This window comes from Coriobacteriia bacterium (assembly GCA_013334745.1).
Classification (GTDB): Bacteria; Actinomycetota; Coriobacteriia; order Anaerosomatales; family JAAXUF01; genus JAAXWY01.
This window is the reverse complement of record JAAXWY010000051.1, coordinates 291-15,071: the sequence shown is the minus strand read 5'-3', so window position 1 is coordinate 15,071 and position 14,781 is coordinate 291. Positions and strand designations below refer to the sequence as shown.

Annotated in this window: 20 protein-coding genes and 1 pseudogene (1 of these 21 cut by a window edge); 19 read left to right on the top strand and 2 right to left on the bottom strand. The window is 62.9% G+C overall.

Annotation, left to right across the window (positions count from 1 at the left end):
* From HGB10_10630 to HGB10_10620, 3 genes are all read left to right on the top strand, one after another.
* Window positions 1-707 (top strand): CPBP family intramembrane metalloprotease (locus HGB10_10630; GenBank protein NTU72254.1); only part of this gene is annotated, 707 nt, incomplete at its 5' end.
* Window positions 708-908: 201 nt separating this feature from the next.
* Window positions 909-1,187: a type II toxin-antitoxin system Phd/YefM family antitoxin gene (locus tag HGB10_10625; protein NTU72253.1), complete on the top strand. Its 279-nt coding sequence runs from the start codon at window positions 909-911 to the stop codon at window positions 1,185-1,187.
* Window positions 1,188-1,493 carry a type II toxin-antitoxin system RelE/ParE family toxin gene (locus tag HGB10_10620; protein ID NTU72252.1) on the top strand — a complete coding sequence of 102 codons (306 nt, stop codon included), beginning with the start codon at window positions 1,188-1,190 and terminating at the stop codon, window positions 1,491-1,493.
* A 74-nt stretch (window positions 1,494-1,567) separates the two neighbouring features.
* Here HGB10_10620 and HGB10_10615 read toward each other — a convergent pair whose 3' ends face one another.
* Window positions 1,568-2,080, bottom strand: a complete 513-nt coding sequence (locus HGB10_10615; GenBank protein ID NTU72251.1) for a GNAT family N-acetyltransferase — start codon at window positions 2,078-2,080, stop codon at window positions 1,568-1,570.
* A 180-nt stretch (window positions 2,081-2,260) separates the two neighbouring features.
* Here HGB10_10615 and HGB10_10610 point away from each other — a divergent pair, with 180 nt between their 5' ends.
* The 10 genes and pseudogenes from HGB10_10610 to HGB10_10565 all read left to right on the top strand — a co-directional run bounded on the left by HGB10_10610 (window position 2,261) and on the right by HGB10_10565 (window position 9,907).
* The gene (locus tag HGB10_10610; protein NTU72250.1) at window positions 2,261-2,869 is read left to right on the top strand and encodes a GNAT family N-acetyltransferase; all 609 of its coding nucleotides are present in this window, start codon (window positions 2,261-2,263) and stop codon (window positions 2,867-2,869) included.
* 131 nt (window positions 2,870-3,000) lie between these two features.
* On the top strand, window positions 3,001-3,393 hold the full coding sequence (locus HGB10_10605) for a DNA-binding protein (protein NTU72249.1): 393 nt from the start codon (window positions 3,001-3,003) through the stop codon (window positions 3,391-3,393).
* 128 nt (window positions 3,394-3,521) lie between these two features.
* Window positions 3,522-4,034 (top strand): hypothetical protein, encoded by a 513-nt coding sequence (locus tag HGB10_10600; GenBank protein ID NTU72248.1) that lies wholly within the window; start codon window positions 3,522-3,524, stop codon window positions 4,032-4,034.
* Between the two features lie 123 nt (window positions 4,035-4,157).
* Window positions 4,158-5,036, top strand: a complete 879-nt coding sequence (locus HGB10_10595) for an SDR family NAD(P)-dependent oxidoreductase (protein NTU72247.1) — start codon at window positions 4,158-4,160, stop codon at window positions 5,034-5,036.
* A gap of 101 nt (window positions 5,037-5,137) precedes the next feature.
* Window positions 5,138-5,605: an AAC(3)-I family aminoglycoside N-acetyltransferase gene (gene aac(3)-I, locus HGB10_10590; GenBank protein ID NTU72246.1), complete on the top strand. Its 468-nt coding sequence runs from the start codon at window positions 5,138-5,140 to the stop codon at window positions 5,603-5,605.
* Window positions 5,606-5,729: 124 nt separating this feature from the next.
* Entirely contained in the window at window positions 5,730-6,290 is a 561-nt protein-coding gene (locus tag HGB10_10585) for a GNAT family N-acetyltransferase (protein ID NTU72245.1), read from the top strand.
* A gap of 101 nt (window positions 6,291-6,391) precedes the next feature.
* A pseudogene (locus HGB10_10580) lies at window positions 6,392-7,008 on the top strand (dihydrofolate reductase family protein).
* Between the two features lie 181 nt (window positions 7,009-7,189).
* A complete protein-coding gene (locus HGB10_10575) occupies window positions 7,190-8,023 on the top strand; it encodes a CPBP family intramembrane metalloprotease (GenBank protein ID NTU72244.1) in 834 nt (277 codons plus the stop codon).
* Between the two features lie 70 nt (window positions 8,024-8,093).
* The gene (locus HGB10_10570) at window positions 8,094-9,074 is read left to right on the top strand and encodes a linear amide C-N hydrolase (GenBank protein NTU72243.1); all 981 of its coding nucleotides are present in this window, start codon (window positions 8,094-8,096) and stop codon (window positions 9,072-9,074) included.
* 38 nt (window positions 9,075-9,112) lie between these two features.
* On the top strand, window positions 9,113-9,907 hold the full coding sequence (locus HGB10_10565) for a hypothetical protein (protein NTU72242.1): 795 nt from the start codon (window positions 9,113-9,115) through the stop codon (window positions 9,905-9,907).
* 57 nt (window positions 9,908-9,964) lie between these two features.
* Here the strand turns inward: HGB10_10565 and HGB10_10560 are convergent, their stop codons facing one another.
* A complete protein-coding gene (locus HGB10_10560; protein NTU72241.1) occupies window positions 9,965-10,351 on the bottom strand; it encodes a hypothetical protein in 387 nt (128 codons plus the stop codon).
* A gap of 158 nt (window positions 10,352-10,509) precedes the next feature.
* Between HGB10_10560 and HGB10_10555 the strand changes: the two genes are divergently transcribed.
* From HGB10_10555 to HGB10_10530, 6 genes are all read left to right on the top strand, one after another.
* Complete coding sequence (locus tag HGB10_10555; GenBank protein NTU72240.1) at window positions 10,510-10,989, top strand: hypothetical protein; 480 nt, start codon at window positions 10,510-10,512, stop codon at window positions 10,987-10,989.
* Between the two features lie 109 nt (window positions 10,990-11,098).
* The gene (locus tag HGB10_10550) at window positions 11,099-12,553 is read left to right on the top strand and encodes a DUF1254 domain-containing protein (protein ID NTU72239.1); all 1,455 of its coding nucleotides are present in this window, start codon (window positions 11,099-11,101) and stop codon (window positions 12,551-12,553) included.
* A 102-nt stretch (window positions 12,554-12,655) separates the two neighbouring features.
* Entirely contained in the window at window positions 12,656-13,075 is a 420-nt protein-coding gene (locus HGB10_10545) for a hypothetical protein (GenBank protein ID NTU72238.1), read from the top strand.
* Window positions 13,076-13,136: 61 nt separating this feature from the next.
* Window positions 13,137-13,502, top strand: a complete 366-nt coding sequence (locus HGB10_10540) for a hypothetical protein (protein NTU72237.1) — start codon at window positions 13,137-13,139, stop codon at window positions 13,500-13,502.
* 148 nt (window positions 13,503-13,650) lie between these two features.
* Window positions 13,651-14,118 carry a bacteriocin-protection protein gene (locus HGB10_10535; GenBank protein NTU72236.1) on the top strand — a complete coding sequence of 156 codons (468 nt, stop codon included), beginning with the start codon at window positions 13,651-13,653 and terminating at the stop codon, window positions 14,116-14,118.
* Between the two features lie 124 nt (window positions 14,119-14,242).
* Window positions 14,243-14,781 carry the 5' portion of a hypothetical protein gene (locus HGB10_10530; GenBank protein ID NTU72235.1) on the top strand. Its footprint extends 160 nt past the window's final position, so the window shows 539 of its 699 coding nt (coding positions 1-539); the start codon lies at window positions 14,243-14,245; the stop codon falls past the right edge of the window.

Genomic DNA, 14,781 nt, shown 5'->3' with positions numbered 1-14,781 from the left:
TCCTTTTGGTTCTGTGGGTGGTCTTCAAGGAGAAGCGTCCGTTCAGTTCCGTCGGGTTTCGGGGCACACACCAGGTGCCTCGCGTTCTGATGGGCCTTGTCGGCGGCATCGCCACTATGGCTGCACTAGCGGCGGTGCTCGTGGGTCTCGGCGTCTTTCGGGTCGGTGGGTCCAGCCCCGGCACCACGGGTGCCGCGGCGATCCTGCCTGCGCTCGTGCTGCTGCTCGTCGTGTTCGTGCAAGCCACCACCGAGGAGGCGCTCTTCCGCGGCTACTTCCTTCAGGTCACCGGGTCGCAGATCGGCGCGTGGCCCGCGCTGCTCGCCGGCGCTGTGATCTTCGCTGTGCTCCATCCGACTTCCAACCCGTTCGCGATGGCCAACATCGTGCTCGTCGCGGTATTCCTCTCCTTCGTCTCACTTGCACAGGGTTCGATCTGGACTGCGGCCGGATTCCATGTGGGCTGGAACTGGGCGCAGGGCAACCTTCTCGGCGTGCCCGTGAGCGGACTTCCTCGCGAGGTCGCGATCTTGGCGATCGGCCCGAACAAGGGGGCTGTATGGTGGCTGTCAGGGGCGGAGTTCGGCATCGAGGGGAGCGCGGCGGCCACTGCAGCACTCGCCGGACTCGCTGTGTGGTCGTTCCTCTACTTCAAGCGGACAGCGGCCAAGAAGCAGGCGGCGGTGACCGCGGGCGAACTAGCCTAATCCCCAGAAGGCCACGCCTGCCTGACAATGGTATCGACACCGACAGACCACGGCAGTGAGGTAGTCTGAGCTGCGAGAGTGGCGGGCCGCGGTGTGCGCGTCATGCCACGGACGTTAGGCCGAGGTTGGGCGCGACCTTGCCCCGGGTTCGAGCAAGGGTATACTGCAAGTTGTACATCCTGGCGTACAAGGAGTGACATCATGCGCCCACTCAAGCTCGACGAAGACATCCGACCACTTTCGGAGTTCCGCGCTGAGATCGCGTCGTTCGTCAAGCGGGTGAATGATACCAAGCGCCCGCTCGTACTCACACAGCATGGACGCGGGTCCGTCGTCGTCGTCGACATCGCAGAGTTCGCGGCCATGCGCGAGCGGCTCGAGATCATCGACGACATCGCAGCAGCCCGGTCTCAGCTTGCCGCCGGCGAAGGCGTCCCGCATGACGAAGCCAAGGCGCGGGTGCTCGGTAGGCTCTCCTAGATGCGAGTCATCTGGTCGCCGCGTGCCCTCGACCGCGTGGTCGAGATAGCGACCTACATCGCTCAGGACAGTCCGGCCGCTGCACAGGAGTGGGTAGCGAGGCTCTTCGAGCATGTCGACACACAGCTAGCGCAGTTCCCACTCAGCGGTAAGCCTGCTCGAGACGTGGACTCAGATGATGCACGCGAGCTCATCTTCGAGTCCTATCGTGTCTTCTACGACGTTGGGGATACGGTCGGGATTCTCACGGTCAGACGTGAAAGTGAGCTCATCTATGCAGATGAACTGCGATCGGGCCCGGCCTAACAAGGGCATCGGGCAGAGCGCCAGGAGGTAGAATCGGCAAGGAAGGCATCGGGCGCCCGCTCATGCCTAGCGCGTTAGATGTGCGCCTGGTTCTTGGGGGAGAGCTGTCGGACCATCAGCAAGTCCTCGTCTTGCTCGGCAATGATCTCGAAGCCCATGCGTGCATACAGCCTCGACGCCGGGTTGTCACGGTCGACGCTGAGTGAGGTCCGTGCGTAACCAGCGACCGCCAGTCCGCTCAACAGGTTTCGCAGCAACCGTGTGCCTATTCCTCTGCCGCGGTACGACGGCAGCAGCGAGATTGCGATTTCGGGCGTCGCAGAATCGACGTAACCGTATCCTCGCGGTTCACCATCGAGAACCCGCGCCCATGCCACACCAATCACTTGTCCGTCTGCCTGTGCAACGAGACCGATGTCGTCGGCAGACTCGCCGAACGCGTCAACATAGATGCGTACCCTAGGCTCATCGATGACGCTACGCGGTATCGGTTGCAGGTGATCACTCTGGTAGACAGCGAGGTAGAGGAACTCCTTAAGCAGAGAGCACTCCTCGGATCTGATCTCCCTGATATTCACTTCGAGCATTCGATGCGCCGTTTCAGTTGGTGTCGGTCACACGGATCATACGCTGCACCAGACTGTGGACATCCAATAGAGGCATCGAGCAGGGCGCCACGGGATACAATCGCAATGGAAGACATTGGGCGCCTGCTCATGCCTAACACGTTGGACAGAACATGGGGATTCCAGGGGAGCTGCATACAGTTGGACGACCCACTGAACTCTCAAGAGAGCTTCCATCCGGTCACTGTAGAGCGATTGGGCGACCTGGATCGCTTCTCGAGGCATCATGGCAAGTTCCGGTACTGCTCGTGTATGCGGTGGAGGCTCTCAAGCTCCGAATTCCAGCGGTCCACGAAGGAGCAGCGTGCGTCGCGGCTTGAGCAGATGGTCGTCTCTGACACCCCAGTCGGCGTGCTCGCCTACGTCGGCGGCGAGCCCGTCGGCTGGTGCTCGATGGGGCCGCGTGAGAGCTTTGCGGGTCTCGAGCGCTCGCGTACGCTAGCGCGGGTCGATGACATGGCCGTGTGGTCGGTCACCTGCTTCTTCGTCGATGCCCGGCAGCGACATCGCGGGCTGCAGTCTAGACTCCTCGATGCCGCGATCGACTACGCGTGCACGCAAGGCGCGGACGTGATCGAGGCCTATCCGGTGGACCCAGGTTCCCCCTCGTACCGGTTCATGGGCTTCACGCCGCTGTTCGAGCGTGCGGGATTCGTGGACGTGACGCCGCCCGGTCGCACGCGGAGCGTGGTGCGGCTGATGCTTGGAGCGTCCGCCCAACAAAGGCGTCGAGCGGACGACGCAAGGTAGAATCGACCAGTAGGGTCGCGGCTCATGCCTAACACGTTAGAGCGAACAAAGGATATCGGGCCAGAGCTGCGGAGTCTCTGGTTCATTGGTGGACGGGGGAGTCCGTGACAATCGTTAGGGTTTCGAGGCACTTGACCACGATCGTCGCCATCATCTTGCTGGCCGGCGCCCTACAAGGTTGCGCTTCGGCGCAAGCTTCCAAGGACACCGTTGCCGGAACCATCGACTGGAGCCAAGCGGCCTCGCACGCCGGCGAAGCCGTACGCGTTTCTGGGCCAGTGGTAAGCACACATTTCGCGAGTGGCTCCAATGGGACTCCGACGTTCATCAACCTTGGCAAGGACTATCCCGACGCAGGTCGCTTCCAAGCAGTCGTCTTCGGCGATGCTCGCTCCGCGTTCCCGTCCCCGCCTGAATCGATGTACGCCGGCAGGAACGTGATCGTCAGCGGACAGGTGCAGATGTACAACGGGGTCCCGGAGATTGTCGTCACGTCACCATCCAGTATTGAGATAGTCCAGTAGCGCAGGCGCTCGCTGCATCGGCCGGTCGCTCTAACAAGGGCGTCGAGCAGAGCGCCAGGGGATAGAATCGGCAAGTAGGGCACAGGCGGCTGTTCATGCCGAACACGTTCGACAGAGTGGAGGCTGACATGAGGGTGTTGGTCATCGGGCTGTTGCTCGTCGCAGTGGCGCTGGGCGGATGTTCGCTGAGTGCCGGCGGCTCCGGTTCAAGCGGGCCGGTCTTGACGCCTGAATCGATCGCCGCCGACCCCGCGATCGCTTCCGGTGCGGCTTCGGACGATCCCTCAGTACCCCGCGAAGACGCTCTCGGCCAGACACCGGAAGCCGCACTCATGCTGCTCATCGATACCTTGGCCAAGCGCGACTGGACGAAGGCTTACTCGCTCTACGCCACTCCCACCCCTAGCGCGGAGATCGCGGCCAAGGAGTGGTCTGAGGCCAATGAGCGCTACACCGGGTTCACAGTCCGCGAGACGCGGGTGGCAGACTCGGAGCGCGCCTGGGTGCGTGTGACATACACGGTTACGACTACCCCCACGGGCAGCTCGGTGTATTCCGCATCTGTCGAGGAGCCCGGCGAATGGTGGCCTTTGCACAAAGTCGGCGGCGCCTGGAAGGTCGGTTGGATGCCGCGGCAGTGAGTACCTGACGAACATAGGCATCGAGCGGAAGGCGTCAGCGCTAGACTGAAGCGAGGCAAGGGCCGCCGCTCATGCCTAACGCGCACGTCAGATGGACGGGCTGAAGCGATGACTGGGCTTGAGATGAGGGACATGCGCGGCAAGACGGTACTCGTCACGGGCGCGACAGATGGCATCGGCAAGCGGACCGCCACGACGCTCGCGTCCCTCGGCGCTCACGTCATCGTTACTGGCCGCAACCCCAAGCGTGGTTCGGCGTGCGTTGCCGACATTACGACGTCGTGTGGCCATGATCGCGTTGAAGCGATGTTCTCCGACCTGTCGACCACCGAGGGCGTGCGCGACCTAGCTGCGCAGGTGCAGGCGCACTGTGCTTCGCTCGACGTCCTCGTCAACAATGCGGGCATGGCCGCTCCCGAGCGCCGCATAACGCCGGACGGGCTCGAGGCCGACTTCGCGGTCAACGTAATCGCGCCGCATCTGCTCACGACGCTACTCCATCCACTGCTTGCCGCCGCGTCGGCCGGGCGAATCATCACGCTCGCTGGCGGCGAGCATCCTCCGCGACTAGACCTACACGACCTGCAATCGGAGTCGGAGTTCGAGGGGCTCAGGACCTACTCGCGCACGAAGCTGCTCATGATGGCGCTCATGTACGAGCGTGCGCAGCGAACCTCTGAGTCGGGTGTCACCTGTAACGTGTGCTACCCGGGGCAGGCCAGCACGTCGATGACCCGTTCAGTGACGGCGGACATGCTGCCGCCGGCACTCAGGTTCGCTTTCCCGGTATTTCGGATGCTTGTGCGCGAAGACGGTGGCAAGTCGGCGCTACGTGCATCGCGCTCATCGGTGTTCCTCGCGTCGAGTCCGGATGTCGAAGGCGTCACAGGGGCCTACTTCGACAAGAACAGCCGCAGGGTCGAGTGGCCGGCACCGATTCTTGATTCGGGTCTTCGGGCGCGCCTGTGGGAAACAGCGCAAGAGGTCGCTGGTATCCGCTGACGAACAGAGCGTCCAAGGGATGGGATCGGCATGGAAGGCTTTGGGAGACTGTGCACGCCTAACACGATGGGTGGAGCACGTACACCGAAGGTGAGCTTCACGTGACGCTCTCGGCAGAGTACAAGGTCTGCAGACTCGGACCGAACGATCTCGCCGACATGCGGAGCATGCTTCGTTGCTTCGGTGAGGCTTTCGAGGATCCGACCACGTACACTGACGAGCAGCCTGACGACGACTACCTCGTGAGGCTTCTTGTCGATCCATCATTCGTTGCGCTGGGCGCCGTGATTGAGGGCGAGGTCGTCGGCGGGCTCGTGGCCTACGAACTCCGCAAGTTCGAGCGCGAGCGCAGCGAGTTCTACATCTACGATCTTGCCGTGATCGAGGAATTCCGCAGACGAGGAATCGCAACCGCACTCATCGGCGCGCTGAAGCCTATCGCTCGCGCGGCCGGCGGATGGGTGATCTTCGTGCAGGCTGACGGCGTGGACGCTCCCGCTCTTGCCCTCTACGACAGCCTCGGAAAGCGTGAGGACGATGTCTTCCATTTCGACATTGCGATCGAGTGACGGGCGGTTGACGCGCCGATCCGCCCAGCAAGGGCATCGAACAGAATGCTAGGGGATTCAATCGGCAACGCAGACTTCGGGAGCCTGCTCATGACTCGCACGATCGGTGGACGGAGGACGCTCGATGGGGATCGGCTACGTTGTCCGGCTGGCCTGCTCAGAACACGTCGAGCAGCTACCAGACATCGAGCGTGAGGCGGCCACCAGGTTTGGCGACTCGCTGCCTGAGTCGGTGCTTTCGCACGTCTCAACGTTGGACAGCTTGGCGGCCGCACAGCAGGCGGGGCTGCTCTGGGTGGCGCTCGATCCAGCAGGTGCCCCGGTCGGATTCGCTGTTATCAGCGTCTCCGGGAAGCGCGTCCACCTCGAAGAACTCGATGTCTTGCCCGCGCACGGGCGTAAGGGAATCGGGTTGGCGCTCGTCGGGGCTATCGAGGACTACGCACTCAGCTGCAGCTGTATCGAAATCACGCTGACTACCTTCCGCGATGTACCGTGGAACGCGCCGTTCTATGCTCGGGTGGGTTTCGAAGTGATACCTGACGACAAACTCGGCTCGGAACTCGCCGGACGACTCTCAGATGAGGCAGCGCTGGGGCTGGAACGCTCCAGGAGGGTGGCTATGCGCAAGACGCTCAGCTGCCCGATAAGGGCGCGTGCGCTGGAGCGCAATGCCGGGCCTTAGACTGTCCGAAGGACGCGATCGCTCCGTCCGGTTGCCCAACATGGGCATCGCTTCAGGGTTGTCACGTGGCGCCAAGGATCGCTGTCGAGGGGCGGTGTGCCATGCGAAAGATCATCACCACCACGTTCGTGACGCTTGACGGGGTCTTTCAGGCTCCAGGCGGTCCAGAGGAGGATCAGTCTGGCGGCTTCGCGCTTGGGGGATGGCTGCATCCCTCGAGTGGTGGGACGAAGTGATGGGCAGCACCATGGACGGAATCATGGGCGAGCCCTTCGAACTGCTACTCGGACGCCGAACCTACGACATCTTCGCAGCCTACTGGCCCACGGCGACGGTCGATCAAGAGGTAGCCGTGCCGTTCAACCGCACGGTCAAGCACGTCGTGTCGCACGAACCGCTCGAATTGACGTGGCACAACTCTCAACTCATCACTGGTGATGTGGTCGACAGGATCGAACAACTCAAGGCCCAGGTCGGCCCTGACCTCTGGGTACATGGAAGCGGGAATCTCATCCAAACGCTTCTCCAGCATGACCTCATCGACAGGATGCTCGTATGGACATTCCCGGTGACTGTCGGCAGTGGCAGAAGGTTGTTCGCTGACGGCACCCAACCCAGGAACCTTCGGCTCACCGACTCGAAGGTCTCGGCGACGGGAGTTGTGATCGCGACCTACGAGCCCGTCGGGCAGCTCGAAGTCGACATCCGTGGCGCATAGCGTTCGAGTCTGTGGGCAGGAGGGGCTTGCTGGGGCATCGTGCAGGACATTGGCGCCACAACCGACCCTGCCAGAGCGAGGCTACGCGCCGCGCGGCGGGTAGACCCTGCACTACACAGGTCCCGCCTGAACACGTACTGTTGCTCCCACGGACGTCGTACGCTTAGCTGGGGAGGTTAACGTGCCGGACATCGACAACGGAAGCGCACCGACGGCTGCACCGAGGGTCAGGCCCACCGCGCTGCTCGGGTTCGCCTTGGGCCTCGGCTACACGGTCCTGTTTCTGGCTCTCGAGAAGCTGCTTGGCCCCTCATATGTGGACATCGGCAACTCGGCGGCCACAGTGCTGAGCGGCATCGTCATTCCCCTCGCCATTTGCACCGTGGTCACAGCCGGCTTGACGACATGGTTTGGCTGGTGGGGGCCGGTTCTTCGGGAGAAGCCCCTGGGCGTCAGGTGGATGTGGTCAATTCCCGTCGTGCTCACGCTACTCGTCTTGGTCAGCGTCGACTGGGCGCAGATTTCGGCGCTCGGTGCGCCGTACCTGATGGTCTTGGCCGTGGGAACGCTGCTCGTTGGCTTCAATGAGGAAATCGTATACCGCGGCATGTCATTGGTTGCGTTTCGCGGGGCGTACAAGGAGGTGTATGTGTGGCTGCTCACGTCGCTGCTCTTCGGGTTGCTGCACGGTGCCAACCTTTTCCTCGGGCAAGCGCTTGCCCCGACCATCCAGCAGATCGGCTTCGCTTTCGTTCTGGGCGGCGTGTTCTACGTAGTCCGACGCGTTACCGGTCTGATCGTTGTACCGATGGTTCTCCACGCCTTGTGGGACTTCGGCTCGTTCACATGGGCGGGCGCCTTCGCGGTCACCAATGTCGGCCCAGCCGCCTTGGCGGGGGCGAACCTGGTCGGCGTGCTGATGGCGATACGACTCCCACTGCAGGTTGCGGTCATCGTCTTGTGCCTGATCGCGGCGAAGCGGGTGTTTTCAACACCTACCGTTCTCGCCGACTAGGTCGAGCAGGAGCGCACACCGCACTCGCGTCACTATGCTTGCCAGTCCACCTCACCAGTAGGGGAGCGTTATGTGTACGCGAGCCGTGTATCTCGGACCTGAAGAGACCGTCATCACCGCACGGACGATGGACTGGGTGGAGGACATTCGGACGAACCTGTGGTCGCTGCCGCGGGGCATGGTCCGGACTGGACTCGCAGGTCCACGTTCAGTGAACTGGACATCCCGATTCGGCAGCGTTGTGGCCACGGGCTACGACGCCGGGACCGCCGACGGGATGAACGAGGCGGGACTTGTCACCAGCCTCTTGTATCTGACCGAGGCGCAGTACACCCCCGACGACGGTGCGCGTCCGCTGATCTCGATCTCGTTGTGGGCTCAATACGTGCTCGACAACTTCGGTTCAGTCGCGGAGGCGGTGTCCGCTCTGGAGGCGGAGCCCTTCGTGGTCCTGGCTCCGGCGATGCCCAACGGTTCATCGTCCACTCTGCATCTGGCACTGTCCGACGCAACGGGTGACTCAGCGATTCTCGAGTACATCGACGGCGCGTTGACGATCCACCACGGCCGCGAGTTCCAGGTGATGACCAACTCGCCGATCTATGACGAACAACTTGCGCTCAACAAATACTGGGAGTCCATCGGTGGACTGACATGGTTGCCCGGCACGAACCGCGCTGCAGACCGTTTCGCCCGCGCATCGTTCTACATCACGGCAATCCCACAGACGGCCGACGTTCAACTTTCGCTCGCGAGCGTGCTCGGCGTGATTCGCAACGTGTCGGTGCCGCTCGGCATCACCACGCCGGGTCAGCCCAACATCTCCTCGACTCGGTGGAGGAGCGTCGCAGACCACAAGCGCCGCGTCTACTACTTCGACTCCGCTACCAGCCCGAATACGTTCTGGGTGCCGCTGGCTGACCTCCCGCTTGACGAAGGTGACCCCGTTCAGCGGCTTCGTCTCGGCGGCGAGCGCTTCTACTCGGGCAACGCGGCCGGCGACTTCGAGGCCACGCCGCCGTTCGAGTTCGTTCCTGCAACTGCGCAGTAGGTCACTGACGTTTCCCCACGGACCCACTAGGAGCGAAGGTGGAAGCTTCGGCTGAGCCAGCAGTCGCGCAGATCGGGGCGAACGAACGCCCACCCGCAACGCCGGGGCTCTCGGCTCTGGCTCTCAAGTCGATAGCGCTCGCGTTCATGGTGGTTGAGCACTTCGGGTTGTACTTCAGCCCATGGCTTCCTGAGCACACGTCGACGGTCCTCGAGTACTTCGGCCGCCTCGTTGCGCCGGTATTCATCTTCGTGATGCTCGAAAGCATGCACCATACCCGCAGTCGATCCCGCTATCTCACTCGGCTCTGGGTCGCGGCCATGGCGATGTTTGCAGGCAATATGGCCGTCAGTGCTGCTGTGAGGCCGTTCTCACAGGCGGATCCCTTCTTCCCGGAGGGGCACAACATATTCCTGATGCTCGCGGTTGCGGCCAGCGTTGTCGCCTGCTGGGATGCCGCGAAGCAGGCGGTTGGGTTGCGCCGGGCAGGATGGGTGCTGCTCTCGCTGGCACTGAGCGCGGGAATGATCATCACCGAGGGTGGGCTGCAGATGCTGCCGGTGCTCTGCATCTTCTACTGGCTGCACGACCGTCAGATGATGATGCTCGGCGTGTTCTCGGCCTACTCAGTCGCACTGTTCGCTTATGGGTGGATCTCGAACCCCGAGTACTTCTGGATTCTAGAGAACCAATGGGCTCAGCTCACCGTGGTCCCGCTGCTCGCGCTGTACTCTGGCAAGCGAGGGCGCGCCGGCTTCAAGTGGCTGTTCTACGGGATCTATCCCGCGCATCTCTGGCTCTTCTATGTGGTGAGTAATCTGATTCCGAGATAGCCGCCCAGCACAGTCGCGGAGATGCAGCGGCGCTGGCACCAGGGCTTCGCGCCGGGCCTAGTCAGCGTAGTCATCCTGCACGAGGTCGGCGGGCTTGAACACGGGATGGACCTCCACAGCGCCTTCCCGCGTCGCCGGATGTAGCTGGGCGATCTGGGCCGCGACCTCCATGTTCGGCGCTGCCACTACGTAGACGGCGCTCGCGACTAGACTCGACTCCGAGAGCGTCCCTTCTCGGACACTGCCGCCTGCGACGGTCACGGTAGTGGTGCTCGGCTCAAACGCGAACCCACGTTCCTTCGCGAAGTAGCTCCCGCCGAGCACCTTGCCCTTCAGGGCCTTGGCTTGCTCCGGGTACGCCTCGAGTGCAGCAAGATGTTCTGGACCGAACGTAATCGGGTCGGCCGGCGCGGGTGAATAGACGATCATCGTGTACTGGGGCATGGCCGCCTCCTCTGGTCATGGATATGGGTTGTCTTCCCTGCGCTACCCGCCTGCTAACGGGCGAACAGGGCTTGCCGAACTTAAGCGCCGGCGCTTCGCGGTAGACTCGTTCTGTGCAGCTCATGCCCAAGACGTTCGCTCTCAAGGGGGAATCGCTGGTGCAGATCTCGCAGCCGCGGCGCGTGACCCGAACCTACACCCAGCGACTCACTGCGGCACCTGGCAGGGTCTTCCCGTTGCTCTGCCCTGTTCGTGAGGCGGACTGGATCGAGGGGTGGGATCCGATCCTGGTGCGAAGCGAGTCCGGCGTAGCCGAGCCGGACTGCGTGTTCATCACGGCCTCGGACGGCGGAGACGCTGTGTGGTACATCACCCGGCATGAACCCACCGCGGGCGAGGTCGAGATGATCAAGATCACGCCCGATGTGACTGCGTGCCGGCTCCTCATCAGGCTCACTGCGTCTGCCGAAGGCACCGACGCGCAGGTCACCTACTCGCACACAAGTCTGGGGCCTGCCGGCGACGAGTTCGTCGAGGGCTTCACCCGTGAGCACTACGTCCGGTTCATGCAAGACTGGGAGTCCCGGCTCAATCACTACCTTGCCACGGGACGCATGCTGCGTGCCGCGAACGGCTGACAAGGGCATCGAACACTGGCGTCGAACAGCGGGGGAGGACAGAGTTTGCAGGCCGGGCATGGGCCACTGCTCATGCGCGAGGTGCTCAACGTGACCCCAGGGGGGCATGATGGCCAGACAGAGTCCATGCATCTTGAGTTCGAGCCCGGGCCACCGTCACAGCGCGCTTCTGGCGGCCGCGATCCTGCTGACGGCCATGCTCGCAGGCTGTAGCGCAAGCGAACCCGCGCAGCCATCCACCGACTACCAAGAGGCGTACAGCCTCGGCTCCGAGGCCTTTGAGTACGGCCTGCCGTTGATGGTCACGGACGCTACGTACACGACGATGACCAGCGTCAATATCTCCAGCGGCGCCTACGGCCCGGTCAACCAGTTCAACAACGTCAGAGGTGCAAACAATGCGGGGAGCAAGGCGGTCGTAGCGCCGGGGTCGACGAGCCTTTCATCGATTGCATGGCTTGACCTGCGCGATGAGCCGCAGGTGCTCCACGTTCCCGTAGTCAAGGATCACTACTTTGTACTCGCGCTGATCGATCCCTATACGGAGAACGTTCGGAACCTCGGCACCGCGAGCAACACCAAGCCCGGCGACTACGTGATCGTTGGCCCGGCCCAGCACGATGTAGAGCTACCTGCTGGTACTCAACGCATCGATGTCGCGTATTCGCGCATCTGGGTGATCGGCTCCACCCAGCTCAAGGGGCCTGACGACGTTGCCGCGGTCAACAACATTCAAGACGGATACACACTGACGCCTCTCAGCAAGTACGGAACGGGGTACACGCCACCCGCTCCCTCCCAGCCGCAGACAGAGGTCATCAAGTACCAGATGCCGACAGGCGTTGCATTCTTCGACGCGCTCGGCAAGCAACTCGCGGCCTTCCCACCTCCAGCTGGAGACGCGGCGATGCTGAGCAAGCTCTCCAAAGTCGGAATCGGTCCGGGCATGACCCCGTCGCAAAATGCGAAGCTGAGCAGCGATACGGCGAAAGGCCTCGCCGATGCGGTTGCAGACGGCTCCGCGCAGATCGAGAAGGACACGCAGAGTCTGTTCGCCGAGGGGTTCGCAAAGAACGGCGGGTATCTCCTGGGAGGCTTTGGCCGATACGGAACCAACTACACGCTTCGCGCAGTCATCTCCCAGATCGGGCTTGGCGCATTCGTCCCGCATCAGGCAATCTACGCCATGAGTTGGAGTGACAGCGACAAGAAGTCGCTATCGGGCACGGCCCCGTACGTGCTCCACATGACCTCGCCTCCACCAGCCGATGAAGGCTGGTCGTTGACCGTGTATGACCTGCAGGGAGCCCTGGTCGCGAATCCGTTGAACCGCTTCGCATTCACGAACACCTCGGCTCTCACTCGTAACGCCGACGGCTCGATTGACTTCTTCCTGCAATCCACCGAACCCACGAGCCCGACTCAGGCGAGCAATTGGCTTCCCACGCCCGCCGGCCAGGGGTTTGAGGTGATGTGGCGGCTCTTCGCACCAAATCCCACGAAGATCGATGGAATACTGGATGGGAGCGGTTGGCAGCCTCCGGCGATTGAGCGGGCGCACTAACGGTCCAGCTCAGGGCTCCTGCGAGACGGAGCACAAGCCGCTAGAATCGGCGGAGTAAGGCTTGGCCTCAGTCGTTGCGCGGTCATCGCTAGGAGGCGCTTCATGGTTGATCGGCCTGCGGTCGGTTCTGGTACCCGCGAGGATCCTTGGGTGCTCAAGACGCCCCCTGGCACCTCGGAGTACATCATGTACCGGGATGACTCCGCCGAGCCCCCGGCTCTCGTTTGTATCGTTGGCAAGACGACGCTGGGCTACCAGTTGCGAGCCATCGACGACCTCCATGCGTGGCTCCAGCACTGCGGTGACTGGGTGCTTCTCGGTGCTGCTGACGAGCAGAAGGTAGCCGCACCAGGGACGGTGGAGGCGTGGGGCAGGTCATCGGATAACCCCGTCGGCGGGTGGTACGGCCTGAAGAAGGGGCTACGCGGACGCTTCGGAATGTACATGCCGCCTCTGCTCGAGGCGCTCGGGCTCGCGGAGTTGGAGCACAATCCGAGAAACAACCGGATGCGTGCGCTGTAGGAGAGTGCACACGCCTGCTCGTGCTCGACGCGTTGTCGGGCGAGCGAAGGGGGATGCGGAGTTGGATTCCACACGAGTCACGTTAGCCGCGCTCTGGGTCTCGGTCATGCTGACCTACCTACTCGGGGATGTGCTGCGGATATTCGCAGGAGACTTCACCCCCGGCCAGATGGATGGTCAGCCTGTCGGCCAAACACAGTGGTTAGTTGCTGCGTGCATCATGCTGATCCCGATTGTGATGATCGTCCTCTCGCTCGTGCTCCCTTTCTCGGTCGCGAAGTGGGCCTGCATCGTCTTGGCCGTCGGGCTGGTCATCTTCAATCTGTTTGGACTGCCCTACAAGGGGATGTATGACAATCTGCTCATCGTCGTGAGCTTCGGCTTCTGCGCAGCGATCACCTGGTATGCGTGGACGTGGACGACGTGACGCAGGGGAATCGGCGGTGTGCGAAATCGGCCGATCAGACTGAGTCAGTGGCGTGACCGACACGCCGCTCTACTTCGAGAGTCCGGGTGAGTTTGCCGAGTGGCTCGAGGCTCACGCCGCATCAGAGTCCGAGCTCATCGTCGGCTTCATGAAGGTCGGCACGGGTCGACCCTCGATGACGTGGCCACAGGCGGTCGACGAGGCGCTGCGCGTGGGATGGATCGACGGCATCCGCCGCCGCGTCGATGACGAGCGCTACACGATTCGCTTCACCCCGCGCAAGGCGACGTCGCACTGGAGCGACGTCAACATCGCGCGCGTCGCCGAACTTGAGGCACAAGGCCGCATGAAGCCCGCCGGACGAGCTGCGTTTGCCCTGCGCACCGCGACCAAGTCCCGCGCTGCGTCCTACGAGCAGGAGATTCCGCCAACCCTGAACGCGGCAGACGAACTGGTTTTCCAGGGAACCCCAGCCGCCTGGGAGTACTTCTGTACCACGCCACCGGGGTACCGCAAACGGATGGCGTGGTGGGTCAACAGCGCAAGACAGCAGGCCACTCACGATCGCCGACTACTCGCACTGATCGAGGCTTGCGCCGAGAGTCGTCGGCTTTGAGCGGCGCTCGACCGGACCAGCATACGTTTGGAAGCGCTGCGGAGGTCGACGGTCGGGTGGATGCCTTCCTCGACGTGTTGAGGCAGTGGGTCGCTTGAACGTCATAACGGCCGAGAGGAATCGAGTGCGCATCGCGTGCGTGGGCGACAGCATCACGTGGGGCTTCTTCATCCTGCATCGTGCGCGGGACTGCTATCCCGCCCAGCTCCAACGGCTACTCGGCGACGGTGCCTCGGTGGGCAACTTCGGCATCAATGGCCACACGGCGCAGGAATCCGGAGACCGGCCGTATCGGCTGAGCAAGCCCTTTCGCGAGAGTGGTGAGTTCAGCCCCGACCTCGTGCTCGTCATGCTCGGCACCAACGACTCCCGGCCGGACAACTGGCGCGGCGTGGAGCGGTTCCTCAACGACTACCGTGAGCTCGCTGCGCACTACCGCGAGCTGCCATCGGCTCCTCGTGTCTTCGTGATGACCCCACCCACCGTCTACGGCCGGGGTAGATCCGACAGGGTCATGTACGGCATGAACCCTGCAGCAATCGAGGAGATGTGCATCGCGATCCGCGAGCTGGCTGCCAAGGAACGGCTCGGGCTTATCGATGCGCACGCCGCCACGTCGGGGCACCCGGAGGCGTTCCGGCTCGACGGCGATCTGGCGCGGCT